Genomic DNA, 21,991 nt, shown 5'->3' with positions numbered 1-21,991 from the left:
CACTTAGTTCAGCGCCAAATCGAGCGCCGCTTCCAGCCCCGATGGATCAACGCATCGGCCGTCAAGGCAAAGTATTCCGTCATCAAGGCTGACGCTCAAGGTCACAGTTGGCTTGTCGCCCGGATATTTGCGCAGCAGGAGATCAATACCACCAGCGGTTTCATTAGTAGTGGAAATCAGGTCCCACTGGCTATCGCTCAGGTCCAGCAGCGTGTGTTGGCGTTGCTGATCGACCACCCGCGGTGCGTAGAGCCAGTGGCTCATGCGCATTTCCCGGGGCTCGACCGTGATGGCGAGTCGGCCATTGCAATGGAATGTGGTTTCGCTCATGGCTGCCTGCCGATCAGAACGCCAGCTTGTAACCGATCAACACCAGCATCGTCGCCAGGCACGGGCGCAGCAGTTCATCGGAGACCCGGCCGGTCAGGTGGCTGCCGAGCCAGATGCCCGGCAGCGAGCCGACCAGCAGAAAGCCCAGCACGCCCCAGTCCATGTTGCCCATGCTCGCGTGGCCGAGGCCGGCGACCAGGGTCAGCGGTACGGCGTGGGCGATTTCGGTGCCGACCAGGCGGCGGGTCGGCAGCAACGGATAAAGGATGAACAGCGCGACGGTGCCGAGGGCGCCGGCGCCGATGGAGGTCAGGGCAACCATGGTGCCGAGGATCAGACCGGTGATCACGGTCATGACATTCAGGCGCGCGCCGCTCGGGTTGTAGTTGCCGCCGGCACGTTTGTGGGCGAATTCCAGCAGGCGCTTCTTGAACAGAATCGCCAGCGCCGTGGCGAACAGCACAAAACCGAGCGCTTGCTTGATGATGGCGTTCATCGCGTCCGGTGCGGTGTGCAGGGTGCTGAGGAACCACAAGGTCATCGCCACCGCCGGGACACTGCCCAGGGTCAGCCAGCCGGTGATGGCCCAGTCGATGTTCTTGTTCTTCCTGTGGACCAGCACGCCGCTGGATTTGGTGATGGCTGCGTACAGCAGATCCGTGCCCACCGCCGTGGCCGGATTGATACCGAACCACAGCAGGATCGGCGTCATCAACGAACCGCCGCCGACACCGGTCATACCGACGATGAACCCCACGACCAGCCCGGCAATCACCAGGCCGAAATTTGCCAATTCCATTAAGACGTCCAGACAAACCACAGGAAAAATCCGGCCCGCAGGATAACCAGTTTTCTTATAACGCCCTATATCGATAGGATCTATCGTTATGCCATTTCTTCAGCATCAGTGCTGTCGTCGGCCCGGTTTGAAACTGTGAGTGCTGTTCAGCCAGACCGTGGCCAGTGCGATCAGCGACAGGATCAGCAACGCCCACGGAAACGACATCGCCCCTGCCCGGTCCAGCAGCAAACCACCGAACAATCCGCCGCCGGCAATCGCCACGTTCCACGAAGTGGTGAGCATCGCTTGCACCACATCCACATGTTCTCCGGCGGAGTCCGCTGCAGCCGTCAGCAGCAACGTCGCCGAGCCACCGAACGACAGGCCCCACACCGCCATGCATGCATAAATCAGCCAAGGCGACGGCGCGACCAGTGCCAGCACCAGTGCGGTCACGGCAAACACCGCGAGGCTGATCAGCGCCAGCCCGCGCAGCCAGCGATCCACCAGCAGGCCGATAATCCAGATCCCCAGCAGCGAGCACAGACCGAAGACCAGCAGTACCAGATCGACCCGCTCGCCGAGACCGGCCTGCGTCAGGAACGGCGCGATGTAGGTGTAGAGAATATTGTGGCCAAGCATCCAGGTCAGCACCACGAACAGCACCGGGCGCACGCCGGGCAAGCGCAGCGACTGCATCAACGGCAAACGCTCGGCGCGGGCCTGACCCGGGCGATCCGGCACCGCGATGACGATCCACGCCGCCAACACCAGCGCCAGCGCCGACATGATCCCGAACGAGGCGCGCCAGCCGATCACATTGCCCAGCCAGGTACCGGCCGGCGTGCCCAGCGACAACGCCACCGGGGTGCCGAGCATGGCAATCGCCAGCGCCCGACCCTGCTGATGCACCGGCACGATCCCGCGCGCGTAGCCGGCCATGATCCCCCACGACAGCCCCGCCGCCATCCCGGCCAGAAACCGCGACGCCAGGGTCAGTCCGTAATGACTGGAAAACGTGGTGATGGTGTTGAACAGCAGAAATCCGCCGACCGTCATCAACAGCACCCGTTTGCGCCCCCAACCTCGGGTGGCGACCGTCAGCGGAATCGCCGCGACAATCGAGCCCAGCGCATACAGCGTCACCAGTTGCCCGGCCAGCACTTCGCTGACGTTCAGACCGGCGCCGATCTGTGGCAACAGACCGGCCGGCAGGGTTTCGGTGAGGATGGCGATGAAGCCGGTCATGGCAAACGCCAGCAACGCGGCGTAAGGCATTTTGTCGGTGCGGGTGGCACGTTCCAGGCTCGTGTAATCGGCGCTTGCGGGGTCGGTCATGACAGGTGCAGCTCCCTTTGAGTCAAATCGGACGACAGATTGTATACAAACACGATCGTCCGCCACTCTAACCGACTTGGCTCACTGCACTGGCAAAAAATTCAAAAACAGCAGGCTCTGGGCATAATTCAGGCCAATGCGCCGGTAGCGCTCGTCGAGCATTTGGGTCAGCAGATCCAGACGCGCCACGACTTTGCCGAACTCCGTGGCGAAACTCAGGTTGCTGCCCTCCTCGGAAATTTCGTTGGAAAACAGCAGCGGCTGGCCTTCTTTGTTCTGCCGCTGGGCGAGGATCCACGTGGCTTTTTCGATGTTGCGCGCGGCGTTGTTGACGAAGGTCGGGTTGATCGCATCGGTCATGTAAAACTCGGTGCGATTGCCGTGAGCGGTGACCAGCATGCTGCCGATCGCATAGATGAATGCGCCGACCCGGTCACCGAGAAACTCCGGGCTCATGGCATAGCTCAGCGCCGCCAGGTCTTTTTTGCCGCCGAGGGTCGGCAGCGGTTGTTGCTGCTCAATGGCCAGCCGCACCTGCTTGACCGCCGTGCGGATGTCGAGGAAGCCGGATTTGCGCAGCTCGTCCGGGTTGCGCAGGTACAACTTGCCCATCAAGCGATAGAGGCTGTCGAGGTTGTCGCGCATCGCCAGCGTAGCCATGCGGTCGACGCTGGTCTGGAGGAATTCCTGAGGCCTGCCCTCGCGCATCTGGGTGATGAAATCGTTGCCATCCTGATGGCTGCAAGCGCCGAGCAACAGCGTCGACAGGCAGGCCAGCAGCAGGCACGGGCGATGAATGAATGCAGTGATGGGGTGCAAAACTCTCGGCATGAATTCTTTGACGGACACGTTCCTGTGCGGCGGAAGTCACCGCACCTTGGCCATGGATAGAGCCGGGGATTTCGCAAAAGTGCAGTGCCGGCGTGGATTCCCGACCTTCGGCGCTAACTGCTTAAGGCATTAAGTCCGACTTTATTTTTGCATTAATCGTTTAATCCGCTATAAATTCCCATTCATCCATTAATTAGCATGACTATTTAAAGATTTTCAAAACAACAACAAAAAGGAAGGTCAACCTATGCTTCAATCCCGACACTCACTCTGCGGCCTCGGACTGTCCCTGATGATCGCCACCCTCACCGCCCAGGCCGCCGGTCTGTCCAGCGAACACAAAGCCTTCGGCAAAACCAATGACGGCACGCCGGTCGAACAATACATCCTGCGCAACAGCCACGGCATGCAAGCCACCGTCATCACCTACGGCGCGACCTTGCAGGCGCTGCAGGTGCCGGACAAACACGGCAAGCTCGACGACATCGTCCTCGGTTTCGACGATGTGCAGGGTTACCAGAAAGGCACCGCGTACTTCGGCGCGACCATCGGCCGCTTCGGCAATCGCCTGGCCGACGGCGCCTTCGAACTCGACGGCAAGCGCTATCAAGTGCCGCAGAACGACAAGACCAACGCCTTGCATGGCGGCACTCAGGGCTTCGACAAAAAGGTCTGGAAGGCGAAGGAAACCAAGGACAAGGATTCGGTCGGCGTGACCCTGACCTACCTGTCGGCGGATGGCGAAATGGGTTTTCCCGGCAACCTCACCACTGAAGTGACCTACAGCCTCACCGACAGCAACGAGCTGCGCATCGACTACAAGGCCAGCACCGACAAACCCACTGTGCTCAACCTGACCAACCACAGCTACTTCAACCTTGCCGGCGCCGGCAATGGCGACATCCTCAAGCAAGTCGCCACCCTGCACGCCAGTCACTACACCCCGGTCACCGCCAAGCTGATCCCGACCGGCGAACTGGCGCCCGTGGCCGGCACACCGATGGACTTCACCAAACCGACCGCCATCGGCCAGCACATCAAGGCCGACCATCCGCAGTTGAAATTCGCCGAAGAAAAACAGGGCGGTTTCGATTTCAACTGGGCGCTGGACACCAAGGGTGACGTCAATAAACTCGCCGCCGAAGTCAGCGACCCACAATCCGGTCGCCACTTGCAGCTGTTCACCAACGAACCGGGCGTGCAGTTCTACACCAGCAACTTCCTCGACGGCACGGTCAAGGGCAAAGGTGGCAAGGTCTATCCGCACTGGGGCGCGTTCACCCTGGAGACTCAGCACTATCCGGATTCGCCGAACCAGCCGAACTTCCCGAGTACCCGCCTCGATCCCGGCCAGACCTACACCCAGAGTGTGGTGTTGAAGTTCTCCGCCAAGTAAGCACCTGGCCTCCTTTCTGGAACCGGACGGAACCCGTGGGCTATCCTGCTGCCCACCCAAGGTATCGACCGTTTCAGAAAGGAGGTTTGAATGCGTACCCTCGAATTGGCTGGCGTGCAGGTTCCGGTGATTGGCCAGGGCACCTGGCGCATGGGCGAAGACCGCTCGGCGCACAAGCGTGAAGTCGCGGCCCTGCGCAGCGGCATCGAGCTGGGCATGACCCTGATCGACACCGCCGAAATGTACGCCGAGGGCGGTGCCGAAAGCGTGGTCGGCGAAGCCATCGCCGGCCTGCGCGATCAAGTGTTTCTGGTGAGCAAGGTCTACCCGCACAACGCCAGCCGCAAAGGCATTCCCCAGGCTTGCGAGCGCAGTCTGCGCCGGCTCGACACCGATTACATCGACCTCTATTTGCTGCATTGGCGCGGCCAGTATCCGCTGGAAGAAACCGTCGAAGCCTTCGAGCGTCTGCGCGAGGACGGCAAGATCGGTCGCTGGGGCGTGTCGAACTTCGATGTCGATGATCTTGAGGAACTGTCGAGTTCGGTCTGCGCGACCAATCAGGTGCTGTACAACCTGGAAGAACGCGGCATCGAATTCGACCTGCTGCCGTGGTGCCAGCAACAGCGCATGCCGCTAATGGCGTACTGCCCGATCGGCCAGGGCGGCGCCATGCTTGCCGAGCCGGTGCTGAAACAGATTGCCGCTCGTCACGGCGTGACCCCGGCACAGGTTTCGCTGGCGTGGATTCTGCGTCAGGATGGGGTGATTGCGATTCCCAAGGCCGTGCGCCCGGAACACGTGCAGCTCAATGCACAAGCGGCGCAGCTTCAACTTGATGCCGGGGATCTGGCGGCGCTGGACCAGGCGTTTCACGCGCCACAACGCAAGCAGCGGCTGGCCATGGTCTGAGCCACCGCCGACTGACAGAGGGCTTCGCCATGAGAAGCACTGATCAGGACGATCCATTCAACCTGCAACGCTTCGTGCTCGCTCAGGATCCGGTGTTCGAACGGGTCCAGCGCGAGCTCGGCGAGGGCCACAAGCGCAGCCACTGGATGTGGTTTGTGTTCCCCCAGTTCGCCGGGCTCGGGGGCAGCGAGATGTCGCGGCGGTTCGCCATCGGCTCGGCCGGTGAGGCCAAGGCCTATCTGGCCCATGAGCTGCTCGGCGCCCGGCTGCGCACGTGTGCGCAGCTTGTACTGAATGTGCGGCAGCGTTCGATTGCCGAGATCTTCGGCCATCCGGACGACCTGAAATTCCACTCATCGATGACCCTGTTCGCCCAGTTCGCCGACGACGACAGCCTCTGGCATCAGGCGCTGGAGCGTTACTTCCACGGCATTCAGGACGAATGGACCCTGCAACTGCTGGACTCAAAACAGGCCCAGTTGTCCCCCGATCAGGGTTGAGAAATCGTCGTCGACAAACGGCAGGATCGCATCCGCCACCGGTTGCAGCTGGCGGGTGATGTAGTGGTCGTAGTCGATGGCCGCGCGGCGCACTTCCAGCGGTTCGGGCCCGGCCAGGGTGATGACGTAGCTGATCCAGCCGCCGTTCTGGTACTGGCGCGGGCGACCGTGCTGCGCGTTGTAATCGTCCGCCAGCCGTGCGGCGCGCACGTGGGGCGGCACGTTGCGTTCGTAGTCGTCGAGGGTGCGGCGCAGGCGCTTGCGGTAAACCAGTCGTTCGTCGAACGCGCCGGCCAACGTCTTGCGCACGTACTCGCGCACGTAATCCTGATACGGCTTGCGCTGGAAGATCCGCTCGTACAGTTCCTGCTGAAATTGCCGGGCCAGCAGAGACCAGTCGGTGCGCACGGTTTCCAGGCCTTTGTAGACCATTTCTTCGCTGCCGTCGGCGCGGGTCACCAGACCGGCGTAGCGCTTTTTGCTGCCCTCTTCCGCGCCACGGATGGTCGGCATCAGGAAGCGCTTGTAGTGGGTTTCGAACTGCAATTCGAGGACGCTTTCCAGTCCGTATTGCTCACGCACATGCTCGCGCCACCAGTCGTTGACGTGCGCAACCAGCGCCCGGCCAATGGTCGCCGCTTCTTCCTGACCGTGGGGGCGACGCAGCCAGACGAAGGTCGAGTCGGTATCGCCATAAATCACCGCATGCCCCTGAGCCTCGATCAGCTGTCGGGTGCGCAGCATGATTTCGTGGCCGCGCAGGGTGATCGATGAAGCCAGCCGCGTATCGAAAAACCGGCAACCGCTGGAACCGAGCACACCGTAGAAGGCGTTCATGATGATCTTCAGCGCCTGGGACAACGGCGCGTTGTGTTCGCGCTTGGCGGTCTCGCGACCCTCGGCGACCCGGGCGACGATGGACGGCAGGCAATGCCGGGTGCGAGAGAAACGAGCGCCGCGAAAACCTGCCACCGAGTCGCTGTCGTCAGGATGCTGCAAGCCTTCGATCAAGCCCACCGGGTCGATCAGAAAGGTACGGATGATCGACGGATAAAGGCTCTTGTAGTCGAGCACCAGCACCGATTCGTACAGCCCCGGTTGCGAGTCCATGACAAACCCGCCGGGACTGGCCTGCGGTGGATTGGTGCCGAGGTTCGGCGCCACAAAACCCTGGCGGTGCATCAGCGGCATGTACAAATGCGTGAACGCCGCCACCGAGCCGCCGCTGCGATCCGCCGGCAGGCCGGTGACGCTGGCGCGCTCGAGCAAAAATTTCAGCAGTTCGGTCTTGGCGAAGATCCGCGTGACCAGCTCGCAGTCCTTGAGGTTGTACTTGGCGAGCGCCGGTTTGTCCTCGGCGAACATGCGGTTGATCTCGTCCATGCGCTGGTACGGATTGTCGATGGATTTGCCTTCGCCAAGCAAAGTCTGGGCGACGTTTTCCAGGCTGAACGAGGGAAAGCTCCAGGTCGCCGAACGCAGGGATTCGATGCCGTCGATGATCAACCGTCCCGCCGCTGCAGCGAAGTAGTGATTGCGGCTGCCGTGTTCGCGCCACTGCATTTCCTCGCCGCCACGCCCGAGCTTGAGCGGCACGCCGAGACGCCGGGCGTGTTCGTGAAGGATGCGCAGGTCGAACTGCACAAGATTCCAGCCGATGATGGCGTCGGGGTCGTGGCGGGCAAACCAGTCATTAAGCTTCTTGAGGATCAGGGTGCGCGATTCACAGTACTCGAGGTCGAAGTCGACAAGGCTGTCATCGCCGTTTGGTGCGCCGAGCATGTACACCTGCCGTTCGCCGCAGCCTTCCAGCGCGATGGAATACAGCTCGCCCTGCTCGGTGGTTTCGATGTCCAGCGAGACCAGCCGCAGTTGCGGACGATAGTCGGGCGCTGGCTTGAGGTGGGCGTCGAGCAGCACACCGTCGGCATCGGGCGTGCCGCTGAACCAGACCGGTGCGGTGATGAAACGCTCCATCAGGTAGCGCTCGGGTGGTCGCACGTCGGCTTCGAAGACATCGACACTGTGGCGGTTGAGCGCGGTCTCCAGACGCATCAACTGACCGTGCTGCTGGCAATACAGACCGAGCACCGGGCGATGCTCGAAATCCTGCAAGGCCAGGGGGCGCAGCTCGACGTTCTTTTCGTCCGCCAGCACCCGTTCGGCCTGCTCGCGCTGCGCCGCCGGGATGAACGCCACCGACGGCTGATGCGGCAGGCGCACACGGCGCGGCCCGGCGTCGGTCGCCAGCCAGAACTCGACTTCGGTGCCGGCCGGGGTGTCGCGCCAATGCCGGGTCAGGACGAAGCCCTGCTGTAAATCCACCACTGCGACCTCAAGAATTGATTCAGACGGGCATTCTACGCGGCATTGCCGCCACCCGTGACAAAGGCCTCGCCATGAAAAACCCGGTCAAATGACGTTTTTTGCGTGTTATCTGCCGTTTTGCGGCCTTGCCCTGCGCGCCTGCGTCTACGATGCTTGGAGAACAACGACAACACCTGAGTAACCGCCATGAAAACCGTCGCCCAGCTGCTCAAGCTCAAAGATCCGAAAAATCAGGAAGTGCACCAGATCAAACCCGATCACATGGTGCTCGAAGCGCTGATGAAAATGGCCGAGAAGAACGTCGGCGCCTTGCTCGTGGTGGAAGACGACAAAGTGGTGGGCATCATCAGCGAGCGCGATTACGCGCGCAAACTGGTGCTGCACGGGCGCTCCTCGGTGGGCACGCCGGTGCGCGACATCATGGTGGCGAACGTGATCACGGTGGACACCCACCAGACCGTCGACACTTGCCTGGGCATCATGTCCGACAAACGCCTGCGTCACTTGCCGGTGGTGGAGAACGGCAAGCTGATCGGCCTGCTGTCGATCGGCGACCTGGTCAAGGAAGCGATTGCCGAACAGGCCGAGCTGATCAAACAGCTGGAGCAGTACATTCGCGGGGAGTGATCAGCCGGGCCAATGCCGCGCAAAGACCGGCGCCAGCACCGGGTGTCGGTCGATGCGCTGCAGCCACGCATGGAAACCGGGTCGGGCCTGGCGCAGGTGTTCGCGGGCACCGGCCCAGCGCGTGACCACCGCCGCCAGCACATCCAGTGCGCCCGGTGTTTCATCGTCCAGGTACAGCTCGGCCGAGAACTGATCGGCAAACACCTCCCAGCTCCAGTGCAGTCGTTCCCGCGCCCCCGCCATCAAATTCTGCCGCGAGGCCTCGTCCGGCATCACCAGCCAGCGTTCCGGGTAATCAATAATCCCGATGGCCGCATAGCAATTGCTGACGATGTACACCAGGCCCCGAATCGCCTGATCGCGGTCAGCGCCGTTGGCCGGCAGCAGGCCGGATTGCGCAAAGCGTTGCCCCAGATGAATCAGAATTGCCGCACTTTCGGTGATGACACTGCCGTCCGGCAGTTGCAGAGTCGGGATCTGTTTGAGCGGATTGAGCCGCGCCAGCTCCTGCGCCGCTTCCGCACTGGCCTCGATATCAATGAAGCGGTAAGCCACCTGGCACAGCTCGAGCGCCGCCTCGATGGCCGCTGCCCCTGAGTTGCGATGTCCGTAGAGCTGATACATAACCCCTCCTCCACTGCGAAAGGCGTCCTGCCTGGCTCTATTTATAGCTGTTGTATCGAATTTGGCACGGATTGCGCATTCATCGCCAGCTTGCGAATCCCTGATCTCGCAAAACAGCGCTGGCGGTGCCCATCCCGCACCAAGAGCAATCAGCGAACGCTATCCGCGTTCTTGTAAGGTGCGATACCGAACCAAAAGTTCGCGTATCCGAGCTGGCAACAAGGAGTTCACCGCGTGAATCTTCATCTGCTGCGCCACACTCTTCTCTCCATGCCCGTTTACCTGCGTCGCGTTCGCCCGCCGAACAGTCCGTGCATTCCTTTTATTACCTGAACAATTGCACTATTTATTTTTTAAATAGCACGCAAGCAGTCATTGCGTGCGCGCCGAATTAATGAATGCCAGAACAGATTGTTCGACAATAACTTTCGGGCAGCACATCCGTACAACTTTTGCTGTTCGAAGTTAATGTCCAAAGCGCACCAAAACTGTACTTTCAATCATTACACCGAGCCCGACTTCATTTAGACAAAAACAAGGAACAGCGCCTGTGACCCGCTAAAACACTGACCCGCACCAAATCAGTCCGCCACGCACCATCACGCGTCCTGGCCGACACGAGAACAGCCGCTCTATCTCGCTGAACAGCGCGATACCGCGCCAGGCCTGTCTCGCCTTTGAAAAAGCCCTGCAAACAGGGCCGTCGGGAGGTTATGCGCCCATGAAAACCGGCGTGCCTGATGAAACTTATATAAATGCGACATACGTATCATCCGTGAAATAACCGCTACACATTTGTTTACTGTTTGGCACAGCGGTTGCTATTGCATCAACCATGAGGGCAAGAACGATGTTCGCCACTCAATTGCACACTCACTTATAAAAGAACAGCCACGGACCGGATCAATGAACCATCGAAGTCGACGTTACTGAAGCAATAAGCTGCACAAGCCCTGTTCAATAGATAGTTCAACTATCGGCTTCTGCACACCTGTATGAAAGTTGCGACCAATCACTCGAACAACGCTGTGTTGTTCGAACGGCACCTTATTGCCCTTCATCCACCCGAGGGAGCTTTAATGAACGATGCGGTAAAGCACAGAAGTCCGCCGGGGCCCTTGCGGGAAGCGCCGCTCCCGTCGGTTGCGGGCCGGCCCGTGTTTAAGGCCAACACTTCGCAGCCCGGCGGCCTGAACAAACAACAGATGCTGTTGCTGGTGGCGGTGTCGGCGTTGATACACGGCGGCGCCTGGTGGTTTTTCCAGCAGGCGCGGGCCGAGCCGCTGCCCACGCCACCGGAAATTCCGGAAATGACCGTCGAGCTCACCAGCCCGACACCGCCAGCCCCGCCGACACCGGAGCCGCCGCCCCCACCACCGCCACCGCCCGAACCGGAACAACCGGTGGAAGACGAGGACGCGGTCAAGCCCCCGCCCAAACCGGTGGAGAAACCCAAGCCGATCGAAAAACCGAAACCGGTCGAGAAACCCAAACCGGTGAAAAAGGCCGAGCCGCCGAAAGCGCCGCCCGCCCCTGCGCAACCGGCAGCGCCTGCCGCCCCGGCCACCCCGAGCGCGCCGCCGGCACCTGCTGCGGCACCGGGGCCAGTGAAAGAGTCAGCGGCGATTTCCGGCCTCGCCAGCCTCGGCAACCCGCCGCCGGAATACCCGTCGCTGGCCCTGCGGCGCAACTGGGAAGGCAGCGTGGTGCTGCGGATTCAGGTGCTGGCCAACGGTCGCGCCGGTTCGGTGACGGTGACCAAATCCAGCGGCAAGCCGCAACTGGATGACGCGGCGGTCGCGGCGGTGAAGGCCTGGAAGTTCATCCCGGCCAAGCGCGGCGACACACCGATAGACGGCTTCGCCACCCAGACCATCGATTTCAAATTGCCGCAATGACGGCGCGACAACCGAACTCACAATCGATTAACGCAAGCGAGGTGTAGCCATGAACGATTCTCTGTCTTCGATGATTGTCCCCGGCGTGCTCTGGGGGCTGGTGCTGTTTTCCGTGGTCAGCTGGGCGATCCTGCTGGTCAAGTCGGCGCAATACTTGCGCCAGAAAACCCAGAACCGGCAGTTCAGCAAAGCCTTCTGGGGTGCGCCGGATCTGCTGACCGCCGCCGAACACGCCAGCCAATACCCGGGCTCACTGGCGCGAATCGCCAGCAGCGGTTTTGAAGCCCTTCTGGTGGAAGAATCCCCGCGCACCACCCAGCAACTGGCGCACACCATCAACCGTTCTGACCGACTGGAGCGCAACCTGCGCCAGCAGATCCAGAAGGAACGCCGCTCGCTGGAAAACGGCCAGGCGATCCTCGCCAGCATCGGCAGCACCGCGCCGTTCATTGGTCTGTTCGGCACCGTGTGGGGAATCATGGAAGCCCTGCAAAGCATCGGCGCCAGCGGGTCGGCCAGCCTGGAAACCGTGGCCGGGCCGATCGGCCACGCGCTGATCGCCACCGGCGTGGGGATTGCCGTCGCGGTGCCGGCAGTGCTGATTTACAACTTCTTCCTGCGACGCCTGAAACTGGCCTCGGCGGACATGGATGACTTCGCCCATGACTTCGACGCCCTCGCCTCGCGCAGCGCTTTCTCCATCAGCCGCCAGGCCATCGCCAAAACCACGGCCGCCGTGCGGGAGGCCAGCTGATGTCCTTTTCCACTCAAGACAGCGATGAAGTGCTCAGCGAAATGAACGTCACGCCGCTGGTGGACGTGATGCTCGTGCTGCTGGTGGTGTTCATCGTCACCGCGCCGCTGATGACCAACGCGATCAAGGTCAACCTGCCAAAAACCGACGCCGTCGCTCCCGCCGAAAAGAAGGATCCGGTGGTGGTCAGCGTCGATCAGGACGGCAAGTTCTTCCTGGCCAAGACCGAGCTGGCGCCGGAATCACTGGAGGCCAGCCTCAAGGAGGTCAAGGCCAAAGATGCCGACGTACGCGTGCAGCTGCAGGCCGACTCCGCCGTGAATTACGGCCAGGTCGCCAAAGCCATGGCGTCCATCGAGCGCTCGGGCATCACCAAGATATCGGTGATGACCACCCGCTGACGGCGGTGCCGGGCGCGCAGTGAGGGACGCGCCCGACACCGTTCGTTGAATCCCGTCGCAATCGGCCGACCGAAAAAACGCAGCGCGTCTTCGGAGGGGATCGGCTTGCTTGAAGAAAGTGGTTTTCGCGGCGCGGCACCACCGTGCTCCGTGCAAAGAGGGCTCGCAAGGCCATTTCGATAAACGTCTAACAAAGTCGGAAACAACCATGCTGATGAACACTCCACGCTTCACGCTCAAACCCTTGGTGGCGACGATTTCCCGCCACCGTTTCGTTCCGTTGTACCTGGTGGCCATGGGGATGGGCGCCGGGGTTCAGGCTGCCGAGGACGACAACAGCGTCCCGGCCGCCGCTGCGGTGGTCGCGCCGACCACGCAACTGCAACGAGTCGAAGTGACCGGTTCGGCGATCCGTCGGGTCGACGCGGAAACGGCGGTGCCGATCACCGTGCTCAAGGCCGATGAACTGCGCAAACAGGGCGTGACCACCACCGCCGAACTGGTGCAGCGCATCACCGGCAGCCAGTCGATCAACAACAGTGCAGGCTCGGTCGGCGCGGCCACCGGCGGTGCATCGTTCGCCGACATGCGCGGCATCGGCGCGAACAAAACGCTGGTGCTGCTCAACGGTCGCCGACTGGCCAACAACGCCCTGTCGGGCACCAACTCAGCCGGCGGCGCGGTGGATCTGAACATGATCCCGTTTGCCGCGATCGAGCGCGTGGAAGTGCTGCGCGACGGCGCCTCGGCCCTGTACGGTACCGACGCCATCGGCGGCGTGATCAACTTCATCACCAAGAAATCCATGACCGACGGCCAACTCACCCTCGGCGGCGAAACCCCGACCCACAGTGGCGGCGGTGCGACCAAGGACATGAGCGCCAGTTGGGGCTACGGCGATCTGGAGCAGGACCGCTTCAACGTGCTCGGCGTGTTCAACTACAACAAGCAGCAGAACCTCGACGCCAACGACCGCTCCTTCGCCCGCGACTATGTGCCCGGCCGTGGCCTGGACCAGACCTCCGGCACTGCGTTCCCCGGCAACTACAGCCAGAACGGCAACGCCACCAACCCGCTGGCCAACAGCAATTGCAACGGCCCCAACCTGGTGGCCCGCGACGGCCTCTGCCGCTTCAGCACCCGCGAATACATCGACCTGGTGCCGCAGACCGAGAAAACGTCGTTCTTCGGCAAGACCACCGGCAAACTGGCCGACGACCACAACGTCAACCTCGAATACTTCTGGTCGCGCAACAACAACGCCACCGCTATTGGCCCAGCGCCATTGACCGGCCTGAGCCTGGATTCGTCCTCGCCCTACTACCCCGGCAACGGCATCACCCCGGCGCCCACCGGTTTCGCCCTCGACCCGACGCAACCGGTGGACGTGAACTGGCGCGAAACCGCCGCCGGCCCGCGTGAATCGAAAGACCAGAACACCAGCCAGCGCTTTTTGCTGAGCTTCGACGGTCTGGTTGGCGGCTGGGACTACAACGTCGGCGCCTCGTACAACCAGAACAAGATCGTCTCCAGCGTTACCAGCGGCTACGTCAGCGATCAGGCGATGATCGACGGTCTGGCCAGCGGCCTGCTCAACCCGTTCGGCCCGCAGACCAGCGCCGGTCAGCAATACATCGACCAGGCCGCGTACCACGGCGCCTATTCCACGGCGGTCGGTCGGGTCGCCGGTTTCGACGGGCGGATCAGCCGCGAAATCGGTGACTGGTTTGGTGCCGGTCCGTCCGGCCTGGCCTTGGGCGGCGAGTACCGCAAAGAGAAATTCCACCAGGACTTCGAAGCCTTTGCCGGCGACATCCAGAGCCTGGGCATCGACCCGGCCGGCAGCGTCGAGGGCGACCGCAGCGTGAAAGCCGCCTACGCGGAAATCAACGTACCGGTGCTCGACAGCCTGGAACTGTCCGCCGCTGTGCGTCACGACAAATACAGCGACTTCGGCAGCACCACCAACCCGAAATATTCGTTCCGTTATCAGCCGCTCAAGGAGCTGGTGGTGCGCGGCGCCTACAGCGAAGGCTTCCGCGCACCGTCGCTGTATGAGTTGTATTCGCCGCGCAGCATCACCTTCACCCAGGGCTACTACAACGACCCGGTGCTGTGTACCGGCGGCGTGGTGCAACCGGGCGGCAACGGCGGGCGCGATTGCGGTCAGCAGTTCCTCAACCAGATCGGCGGCAACGAAGACCTGGCCCCGGAGAAGGCGCGCAACGTCACGCTGGGCTTTGTCTATCAGCCGGTCAGCAATCTGTCCGTGGGACTGGATTTCTGGTGGATTCACATCTCCAACCAGATCCAGCCGTTCCCGGAATCCACCGTGTTCGATCAGGCCGGCAGCTACCCTGACCGCTTCGTGCGCAACGCCGACGGCACGCTCAATTACATCGTCACCGGCAACGCCAACCTCGGCATCGTCGAAACCAACGGCGTCGATGTGTCGCTGGACTATCGCTTCCCCAACACGCCGTACGGTCAATTCGGCCTGGGCCTGCAAGGCACCTATGTCGACGAGTACGACTTCCAGAGCACCATCAAGGGCCCGTTCACCGACAAGGTCGGCGACTTCAAGGGCGACGGTGTGATTGCCCGCTGGAAACACAACCTGACCGGTTCCTGGACCTTCGGTGCAGCCCGCGCGGCGCTGACCAACCGCTTCACCACCGGCTACAACGACTACGACCGCGAGACCAACGCGCGGGTCGCGTCGTATTCGGTGTGGGACCTGTCGGCCGGCTACACCTTCGACAAGGTGCTGGACGTCGATGCCGGGGTGAAGAACCTGTTCGACCGCGATCCGCCGTTCTCCAACCAGGCCTACAACTTCCAGAGCGGTTATGACCCGCGCTACACCGATCCGCTGGGCCGCACGCTGTTTGCGCGCATGACGTACCACTTCTGAGTCCCGGTCGGGGCCGCGCAAGACTCCGGCCGGCCCCTTCCCCTTGCGAATTCGCATCCCGCAGCGGCCTGCCGCCGCTTCGGGTTTTTCCGGCTCAGAGGAACGACTTCATGACATTCATGCGCAACATGGCCGGCCTGCTGCTCGGCAGCGCGCTGCTGTGCAACGCGTCATCTGCGCTGGCCGGCGGCAGCTACGCGATGACGGTGTACGGCGAGGCGCCGAAATACCCCGCCGGTTTCCAGCACTTCGATTTCGTCAATCCCGATGCCCCCAAGGGTGGCTCGCTCAGCCGCGCTTCGATGGAGATCGGTCAGTACAACTACATCACCCCGTATGCCGATCAGGGCATTTCCGTGGTGCAGGTCAACGACTGGGTATATTCGCCGCTGGGGTTCCGTTCGCTGGACGAGCCCTACACCGTCTACGGTCTGGTGGCGCAATCCATGGAGCGCGATCCCGGCGGTCTGTGGGTGCGTTTCAACCTGAATCCCGAGGCGCGTTTCGCCGATGGCACGCCGATCACCGCCGAGGACGTGCGCTACACCTTCGAACTGTTGATGACCAAGGGCAGCCTGAGTTATCGCCAGCAATACGCCGACGTGCAGAACGTGCTGATCGAAGGCCCGCGGCAGATTCGCTTCACTTTCAAGAACAACCTCAACCGCACCCTGGCGCTGGATCTGGCGTCGCTGCGACCGGTGCCCGAGCACTGGTGGAAAACCCGCGACTTCGCCAACGGCGGCGGTTTCGAACCACCATTGGGCAGCGGCCCTTATCGGGTGAGCAAGGTCGATGCGGGACGCAGCATCAGTTTCCAGCGTGACCCGCAGTGGTGGGGCAAAGACCTGCCGGTCAGTCGCGGGATGTACAACTTCGACAGCCTGACCGTGAATTTCTATGGCGACACCGACGTCGCCCGACAACTGCTGCAGGCCGGGGCGTTCGACTACAACCGCGAGTTTTCCTCGTCCGGTTACGTGGTCGGCTACGACAGCCCGGCCCTGCGTGACGGTCGCCTGCAACAGGCGATTCTCGCCCCGGACAAACCGACCAGCGCTCAGGGTTTCGTGTTCAACCTGCAGAACCCGTTGTTCAAGGATCGCCGCGTGCGTCAGGCGCTGAGCCTGTTGTGGGATTTCGAGTGGACCAACAAGCAGATGATGCGCGGCTTCTACGTGCGCCAGAACAGCTACTGGCCGAAGAGTGAAATGGCCGCCACCGCCCTGCCCGACGCCGGCGAGCTGGCAATCCTCGAACCGCTGCGCGGACAGATCCCGGACGAGGTCTTCAGCCGGGTCTATCAGGCGCCGAAAACCGATGGCAGCGGCTACATCCGCGACAAGCAACTGCAGGCCCTGAAGCTGTTGGCCGAGGCCGGATGGACACCGAAAAACAATCGGCTGGTGAACGCCGCCGGCGAGCCATTCGAATTCACCTTCCTCGACGGCCAGGGCGGTTTCGACCGCATGCTGCTGCCGTACAAACGCACCCTGGCGCAGATCGGCATCACCCTCAATCTGCGGCGCATCGATTCGGCGCAATACATCAACCGGCTCAACGCCCGGGACTACGACATGATCGTCACCAGTTTCCCGCGCAGCGGCGATCCGATCGTCTCGCCGGGCCGCGAGTTGTACAGCCTGTATGCCTCGCAGAGCGCCACGCAGGTCGGCAGTTCCAATTCGATGGTGCTGGCGGACCCGGCGGTGGACCGGCTGATCGACGGCCTGGTCCAGGCCAATACCCGCGACGCCATGGTGCGTTACGCCCGCGCCCTAGACCGGGTGCTGCAATGGGGTGACTACATGATTCCCAACTACTACTCCAAAGGCACGCCGACGGTGTTTCAGAACCGCTTCGGCATGCCGTCGGTGCAGCCGATTTACAGCGAAGGCCTCGATACCTGGTGGGAGGTCTCGGCCAAGCCGCTGACCAATCAGCAGATGAGCGCCCTGCGCCAGCTCGCGGGGGGCCAGTGACATGTGGCGTTATCTGAGTCGACGTCTGTTGCTGATCATTCCGACGCTGCTGTGCATTCTGGTGGTCAACTTCGTCATCGTGCAGGCCGCGCCCGGCGGCCCGGTGGAACAGGCCATCGCCCGCCTGCAAGGCTTCGGCGGGCACAGCATGGGCGGCGCCAGCGAGGTAACCGCCATCGGCGGTGCCGGGCGCAGCAGCCGAGGCCTGGACCCGGCGCTGATCGAAGAGATCAAGCACCACTACGGCTTCGACAAACCGATGCACGAACGCCTGTGGCTGATGCTGAAAAACTACGCGCAACTGGACCTGGGCAGCAGTTTCTTTCGCGGTGCGAAAGTGACGGATCTGATCGTGCAGAAGCTGCCGGTGTCGCTGTCCCTCGGCCTGTGGGCGACCTTGATCACCTACCTGATTTCGATCCCGCTGGGCATTCGCAAGGCGATCAAAAACGGCAGCGCATTCGATGTCTGGAGCAGCACGGCGATCATCGTCGGTTACGCGATGCCGGCGTTTCTGTTCGCGATCCTGTTGATCGTGGTGTTCGCCGGGGGCAGCTACGTCAACTGGTTTCCGGTGCAGGGGCTGGTTTCGGACAATTTCGACAGCCTGAGCCTGTGGGGCAAGGTCGGCGACTACCTCTGGCACCTGGTGTTGCCGGTGACGGCGCTGGTGATCGGCGGTTTTGCGACGCTGACGATCCTGACCAAGAACAGCTTCCTCAACGAGATCAGCCGCCAGTATGTGATCACCGCGCGCGCCAAGGGCCTGACCGAAAGACGCGTGCTCTACGGCCATGTGTTTCGCAACGCGATGCTGCTGGTGGTCGCCGGTGTGCCGTCGGCGTTGATCGAGGTGTTTTTCGCCGGCTCCCTGCTGATCGAAACCATCTTCAACCTCGACGGCCTCGGGCGCATGAGCTACGAAGCGGCGGTGTCGCGGGACTACCCGGTGGTGTTCGGCACGCTGTTCCTGTTCACCCTGTTCGGCCTGTTGATCAAGCTGATCGGCGACCTCTGCTACACCCTGCTCGACCCGCGCATCGACTTCTCGGCGAGGACTGCCTGATGTTCACACTCTCCCCTCTGGGCCGGCGGCGCATCGCCCAATTCAAGGCCAACCGTCGCGGGCGCTGGTCGCTGTGGCTGTTCATCGGGCTGTGCCTGATCTGCCTCGGCGGCGAACTGATCGCCAACGACAAGCCGCTGGTGATCCGCTACCACCATGCCTTCTACTTCCCGATCCTCAGCGATTATCTGGAAACCGATTTCGGCGGGGAACTGCCGTTCCAGCCGGATTACGCGAGCAATTACGTACACAAACTGATCGAGGATCAGGGCGGCTGGATGCTGTTCCCGCCGATCCCGTTCAGCTACGACACGGTCAATTACGACCTAACTGAACCGGCGCCGAGTCCGCCGTCCTCCAGCAACTGGCTGGGCACCGACGATCAGGCCCGGGACGTGTTGGCGCGGGTGATTTTCGGCACGCGGATTTCGATCCTGTTTGCGCTGATTCTCACCGCCGTCAGTGCGCTGATCGGCATCGTCGCCGGGGCGTTGCAGGGTTATTACGGCGGCTGGGTCGACTTGCTCGGGCAGCGGGTGCTGGAGATCTGGTCGGGATTGCCGGTGCTGTACCTGCTGATCATTTTGTCGGGTTTCGTCTCGCCGAGTTTCTGGTGGCTGCTGGGGATCATGGCGCTGTTTTCCTGGCTGGCACTGGTGGATGTGGTGCGCGCCGAGTTCCTGCGCGGGCGCAGCCTGGAATACGTCAAGGCCGCGCGGGCGCTGGGCCTGACGGACAGCGAGCTGATGCGCCGGCACATTCTGCCCAACGCCATGACCTCCACCCTGACCTACCTGCCGTTCATTCTGACCGGCGCCATCGCCACCCTCACCGCGCTGGATTTTCTCGGCTTCGGCATGCCCGCCGGCACCGCATCGCTGGGCGAACTGATCGGCCAGGCCAAGCGCAATCTGCAAGCGCCGTGGTTGGGGCTGACGGCGTTTTTTGCCCTGGCGCTGATTCTGTCCCTGCTGGTGTTTATCGGCGAAGCCTGCCGTGACGCGTTCGATCCGCGATCCTGATCCCCGGAGCTGAAATGACCGACAACCTGATTGAAATCCGCGACCTGCGCGTCGCCTTCGCCGGGCACGAAGTGGTGCACGGCGTGAACCTCGACATCCGCCGTGGCGAGTGCCTGGCACTGGTCGGCGAATCCGGCTCGGGCAAGTCGGTGACGGCCCACTCGATTCTGCGTTTGCTGCCGGGCAAAACGGTCAGCAGCACGGGCAGCATCCGCTACAACGGCGTGGACTTGCTGCATGCCAGCGAGCAGCAGATGCGCGGCTTGCGCGGCAACCGCATCGCGATGATTTTCCAGGAGCCGATGACCTCGCTGAACCCGCTGCACACGGTGGAAAAGCAGATCAGCGAAGTGCTGGAGATCCACAAGGGGCTCAAGGGTCGCGCCGCACGCCAGCGCACGCTGGAGCTGCTGGAATTGGTGGGCATTCGCCAGCCGTTGCAGCGCTTGAAGGCCTATCCGCACCAGCTCTCCGGTGGCCAGCGGCAACGGGTGATGATCGCCATGGCGCTGGCCAACGAGCCGCAATTGCTGATCGCCGACGAACCGACCACGGCGCTGGACGTGACCGTGCAGCAGAAGATTCTCGAGCTGCTGATCGAGTTGCAGCAACGCCTCGGCATGTCGCTGCTGCTGATCAGTCACGACCTCAATCTGGTGAGACGCATCGCCCAACGGGTGTGCGTGATGCGCCACGGGGAAATCGTCGAACAAGCCGACTGCGCAACGCTGTTCCGCGCCCCGCAGCATCCTTACAGCCGCCTGCTGATCGAGGCGGAACCGTCCGGCGCACCGGTGCCGAGTCGCTACGATCACAATCTGCTGGAGGTGGATGATCTGAAAGTCTGGTTCCCGCTGCCCAAGGCGTTGTTCAGCCGCACCCAGGAATACATCAAGGCCGTGGACGGCGTGAGTTTCCGGCTGCAACGGGGCAAGACTCTGGGCATTGTCGGCGAGTCCGGCTCGGGCAAGTCGACGCTGGGCCAGGCGATTCTGCGGCTGGTGGAATCCGAGGGCGATATTCGCTTCGGCAACAAGCAATTGAGCCTGCTCAATCAGCGTCTGATGCGCCCCTTGCGCCGGCAGATCCAGGTGGTGTTCCAGGACCCGTTCGGCAGCCTCAGCCCTCGGATGTCGGTGCAGCAGATCATCGCCGAAGGCCTGCTGACCCACGGCATCGGCACGGCCGAAGAACGCGAAGCGGCGGTGATCCGCGTGCTGGAGGAAGTCGGCCTCGATCCGCAGAGCCGCCATCGCTATCCCCACGAGTTTTCCGGTGGCCAGCGCCAGCGCATTTCCATCGCCCGGGCGCTGGTGCTGGAACCGGCGCTGATTCTGCTCGACGAACCGACCTCGGCGCTGGACCGCACGGTGCAGAAACAGGTGGTGGAATTATTGCGGCAGTTGCAGATCCGCCATGGCTTGACGTACCTGTTCATCAGCCATGACCTGGCGGTGGTGCATGCACTGGCGCACGATTTGATGGTGATCAAGGACGGCAAGGTGGTGGAACAGGGAGCGTCGCGCCAGATTTTTGCGGCGCCGCAGCATGTCTATACCCAGGAACTGCTGAAAGCCTCCGGCCTGGCATTGGCAAAAACCGGGGGTGAGCGGGTTCCAGCAATCTGACCTTCAGTGCTTTCAGATTTATTTTCCGGCCACTGCATCCAAACGCCTCCGTCACGGGTAGTCCCTGTAACAGCCCCCTTTCGGCTGTCAGCGGTTTACCCTTTTTCGGAGAAACACTGATGAACATCACCCAACTGATCGGCTTCACCGGTTTGCTCGCCGTCGCCTCGACAAGCTTTGCCCAAAGCAGTTATCCCGATGCGATCAAGGTGCCGGACGGTCACAAGATCGCGATGGAAACCACCGGGGTCGGCGAGATCACCTACGAATGCCGGGACAAGGCCAATGCCGCCGGCCAGACCGAGTGGGTGTTCGTCGGCCCCAAAGCGGTGCTCAACGATCGCAGCGGCAAACAGGTCGGCACCTACTTCGGCCCGCCCGCCACCTGGCAGGCAAAGGACGGCTCGAAAGTCACCGGCACGCAATTGGCCGTCGCGCCGTCGAGCCCGGGCAACCTGCCCTATCAATTGGTCAAGGCCAACCCCGCCGAGGGCAAAGGCGCGATGAGCGGCGTGAGCTACATCCAGCGCGTCGCGCTCAAGGGCGGCGTGGCGCCGGGCAGCGAATGCACGGCGGCGAACAAGGGCAAACAGGAAGTGGTGAAGTACCAGGCCGACTACATTTTCTGGGCCGCGAACTGAGCCTGACTGGACGTTTGC

19 protein-coding genes are annotated in these 21,991 nt (G+C 62.2%); 13 read left to right on the top strand and 6 right to left on the bottom strand.

Features of this window, described 5'->3' with window-relative positions; genetic code table 11:
- Positions 1 to 3 precede the first annotated feature (3 nt).
- The 4 genes from AC07XZ_RS19795 to AC07XZ_RS19780 all read right to left on the bottom strand — a co-directional run bounded on the left by AC07XZ_RS19795 (position 4) and on the right by AC07XZ_RS19780 (position 3,280).
- Positions 4 to 330 (bottom strand): hypothetical protein, encoded by a 327-nt coding sequence (locus AC07XZ_RS19795; protein ID WP_102687121.1) that lies wholly within the window; start codon positions 328 to 330, stop codon positions 4 to 6.
- A 13-nt stretch (positions 331 to 343) separates the two neighbouring features.
- Positions 344 to 1,129, bottom strand: a complete 786-nt coding sequence (locus AC07XZ_RS19790; RefSeq protein ID WP_011335062.1) for a sulfite exporter TauE/SafE family protein — start codon at positions 1,127 to 1,129, stop codon at positions 344 to 346.
- 105 nt (positions 1,130 to 1,234) lie between these two features.
- A complete protein-coding gene (locus AC07XZ_RS19785; RefSeq protein WP_102687120.1) occupies positions 1,235 to 2,449 on the bottom strand; it encodes an MFS transporter in 1,215 nt (404 codons plus the stop codon).
- An 81-nt stretch (positions 2,450 to 2,530) separates the two neighbouring features.
- Complete coding sequence (locus AC07XZ_RS19780) at positions 2,531 to 3,280, bottom strand: hypothetical protein (protein WP_102687177.1); 750 nt, start codon at positions 3,278 to 3,280, stop codon at positions 2,531 to 2,533.
- Between the two features lie 247 nt (positions 3,281 to 3,527).
- Between AC07XZ_RS19780 and AC07XZ_RS19775 the strand changes: the two genes are divergently transcribed.
- From AC07XZ_RS19775 to AC07XZ_RS19765, 3 genes are all read left to right on the top strand, one after another.
- On the top strand, positions 3,528 to 4,676 hold the full coding sequence (locus AC07XZ_RS19775) for an aldose epimerase family protein (protein WP_102687119.1): 1,149 nt from the start codon (positions 3,528 to 3,530) through the stop codon (positions 4,674 to 4,676).
- Between the two features lie 90 nt (positions 4,677 to 4,766).
- Positions 4,767 to 5,588 (top strand): aldo/keto reductase, encoded by an 822-nt coding sequence (locus AC07XZ_RS19770; RefSeq protein WP_102687118.1) that lies wholly within the window; start codon positions 4,767 to 4,769, stop codon positions 5,586 to 5,588.
- Positions 5,589 to 5,617: 29 nt separating this feature from the next.
- Entirely contained in the window at positions 5,618 to 6,088 is a 471-nt protein-coding gene (locus AC07XZ_RS19765) for a DUF1810 domain-containing protein (RefSeq protein WP_102687117.1), read from the top strand.
- Here the strand turns inward: AC07XZ_RS19765 and AC07XZ_RS19760 are convergent.
- Positions 6,053 to 8,413 (bottom strand): DNA polymerase II, encoded by a 2,361-nt coding sequence (locus AC07XZ_RS19760; RefSeq protein ID WP_173892806.1) that lies wholly within the window; start codon positions 8,411 to 8,413, stop codon positions 6,053 to 6,055. The genes AC07XZ_RS19765 and AC07XZ_RS19760 overlap by 36 nt on opposite strands.
- Before the next feature lie 189 nt (positions 8,414 to 8,602).
- Between AC07XZ_RS19760 and AC07XZ_RS19755 the strand changes: the two genes are divergently transcribed.
- Positions 8,603 to 9,043, top strand: coding sequence for a CBS domain-containing protein (locus AC07XZ_RS19755; protein ID WP_064380861.1), 441 nt, complete (start codon positions 8,603 to 8,605; stop codon positions 9,041 to 9,043).
- Here AC07XZ_RS19755 and AC07XZ_RS19750 read toward each other — a convergent pair whose 3' ends face one another.
- A complete protein-coding gene (locus tag AC07XZ_RS19750; protein WP_085745888.1) occupies positions 9,044 to 9,667 on the bottom strand; it encodes a glutathione S-transferase in 624 nt (207 codons plus the stop codon).
- Positions 9,668 to 10,746: 1,079 nt separating this feature from the next.
- On the opposite strand from AC07XZ_RS19750, the gene AC07XZ_RS19745 reads away from it, so the two are divergent.
- The 9 genes from AC07XZ_RS19745 (at position 10,747) to AC07XZ_RS19705 (ending at position 21,973) form a co-directional block, all read left to right on the top strand.
- Complete coding sequence (locus AC07XZ_RS19745; protein ID WP_064597914.1) at positions 10,747 to 11,565, top strand: TonB family protein; 819 nt, start codon at positions 10,747 to 10,749, stop codon at positions 11,563 to 11,565.
- Between the two features lie 49 nt (positions 11,566 to 11,614).
- On the top strand, positions 11,615 to 12,319 hold the full coding sequence (locus AC07XZ_RS19740; protein WP_102687115.1) for a MotA/TolQ/ExbB proton channel family protein: 705 nt from the start codon (positions 11,615 to 11,617) through the stop codon (positions 12,317 to 12,319).
- Positions 12,319 to 12,720: an ExbD/TolR family protein gene (locus AC07XZ_RS19735; protein ID WP_011335072.1), complete on the top strand. Its 402-nt coding sequence runs from the start codon at positions 12,319 to 12,321 to the stop codon at positions 12,718 to 12,720. Before AC07XZ_RS19740 ends, AC07XZ_RS19735 begins: the two co-directional genes overlap by 1 nt.
- A 208-nt stretch (positions 12,721 to 12,928) precedes the next feature.
- Positions 12,929 to 15,634, top strand: coding sequence for a TonB-dependent receptor (locus AC07XZ_RS19730; protein ID WP_173892847.1), 2,706 nt, complete (start codon positions 12,929 to 12,931; stop codon positions 15,632 to 15,634).
- Between the two features lie 110 nt (positions 15,635 to 15,744).
- Positions 15,745 to 17,616: an extracellular solute-binding protein gene (locus tag AC07XZ_RS19725; RefSeq protein WP_102687114.1), complete on the top strand. Its 1,872-nt coding sequence runs from the start codon at positions 15,745 to 15,747 to the stop codon at positions 17,614 to 17,616.
- Position 17,617: 1 nt separating this feature from the next.
- Positions 17,618 to 18,682 (top strand): microcin C ABC transporter permease YejB, encoded by a 1,065-nt coding sequence (locus AC07XZ_RS19720; protein ID WP_011335075.1) that lies wholly within the window; start codon positions 17,618 to 17,620, stop codon positions 18,680 to 18,682.
- The gene (locus tag AC07XZ_RS19715; RefSeq protein ID WP_085648212.1) at positions 18,682 to 19,704 is read left to right on the top strand and encodes an ABC transporter permease; all 1,023 of its coding nucleotides are present in this window, start codon (positions 18,682 to 18,684) and stop codon (positions 19,702 to 19,704) included. The genes AC07XZ_RS19720 and AC07XZ_RS19715 overlap by 1 nt, the downstream gene beginning before the upstream one ends.
- Before the next feature lie 14 nt (positions 19,705 to 19,718).
- Entirely contained in the window at positions 19,719 to 21,332 is a 1,614-nt protein-coding gene (locus tag AC07XZ_RS19710) for an ABC transporter ATP-binding protein (protein WP_102687113.1), read from the top strand.
- 119 nt (positions 21,333 to 21,451) lie between these two features.
- A complete protein-coding gene (locus tag AC07XZ_RS19705; protein WP_064597927.1) occupies positions 21,452 to 21,973 on the top strand; it encodes a DUF3455 domain-containing protein in 522 nt (173 codons plus the stop codon).
- Positions 21,974 to 21,991 lie beyond the last annotated feature (18 nt).

Source organism: Pseudomonas sp. GW458-11-26-14-LB4 (genome assembly GCF_059423925.1).
This window is presented reverse-complemented; position numbering and strand designations above follow the sequence as displayed.

Coding starts and splice junctions, on each gene's coding strand:
- AC07XZ_RS19725 (WP_102687114.1), top strand. CDS start 15,745: ATGACATTCATGCGCAACATGGCCGGCCTGCTGCTCGGCAGCGCGCTG.
- AC07XZ_RS19720 (WP_011335075.1), top strand. CDS start 17,618: ATGTGGCGTTATCTGAGTCGACGTCTGTTGCTGATCATTCCGACGCTG.
- AC07XZ_RS19710 (WP_102687113.1), top strand. CDS start 19,719: ATGACCGACAACCTGATTGAAATCCGCGACCTGCGCGTCGCCTTCGCC.
- AC07XZ_RS19735 (WP_011335072.1), top strand. CDS start 12,319: ATGTCCTTTTCCACTCAAGACAGCGATGAAGTGCTCAGCGAAATGAAC.
- AC07XZ_RS19745 (WP_064597914.1), top strand. CDS start 10,747: ATGAACGATGCGGTAAAGCACAGAAGTCCGCCGGGGCCCTTGCGGGAA.
- AC07XZ_RS19705 (WP_064597927.1), top strand. CDS start 21,452: ATGAACATCACCCAACTGATCGGCTTCACCGGTTTGCTCGCCGTCGCC.
- AC07XZ_RS19715 (WP_085648212.1), top strand. CDS start 18,682: ATGTTCACACTCTCCCCTCTGGGCCGGCGGCGCATCGCCCAATTCAAG.
- AC07XZ_RS19740 (WP_102687115.1), top strand. CDS start 11,615: ATGAACGATTCTCTGTCTTCGATGATTGTCCCCGGCGTGCTCTGGGGG.
- AC07XZ_RS19755 (WP_064380861.1), top strand. CDS start 8,603: ATGAAAACCGTCGCCCAGCTGCTCAAGCTCAAAGATCCGAAAAATCAG.
- AC07XZ_RS19795 (WP_102687121.1), bottom strand. CDS start 330: ATGAGCGAAACCACATTCCATTGCAATGGCCGACTCGCCATCACGGTC.
- AC07XZ_RS19780 (WP_102687177.1), bottom strand. CDS start 3,280: ATGCCGAGAGTTTTGCACCCCATCACTGCATTCATTCATCGCCCGTGC.
- AC07XZ_RS19765 (WP_102687117.1), top strand. CDS start 5,618: ATGAGAAGCACTGATCAGGACGATCCATTCAACCTGCAACGCTTCGTG.
- AC07XZ_RS19775 (WP_102687119.1), top strand. CDS start 3,528: ATGCTTCAATCCCGACACTCACTCTGCGGCCTCGGACTGTCCCTGATG.
- AC07XZ_RS19750 (WP_085745888.1), bottom strand. CDS start 9,667: ATGTATCAGCTCTACGGACATCGCAACTCAGGGGCAGCGGCCATCGAG.
- AC07XZ_RS19790 (WP_011335062.1), bottom strand. CDS start 1,129: ATGGAATTGGCAAATTTCGGCCTGGTGATTGCCGGGCTGGTCGTGGGG.
- AC07XZ_RS19770 (WP_102687118.1), top strand. CDS start 4,767: ATGCGTACCCTCGAATTGGCTGGCGTGCAGGTTCCGGTGATTGGCCAG.
- AC07XZ_RS19785 (WP_102687120.1), bottom strand. CDS start 2,449: ATGACCGACCCCGCAAGCGCCGATTACACGAGCCTGGAACGTGCCACC.
- AC07XZ_RS19730 (WP_173892847.1), top strand. CDS start 12,929: ATGCTGATGAACACTCCACGCTTCACGCTCAAACCCTTGGTGGCGACG.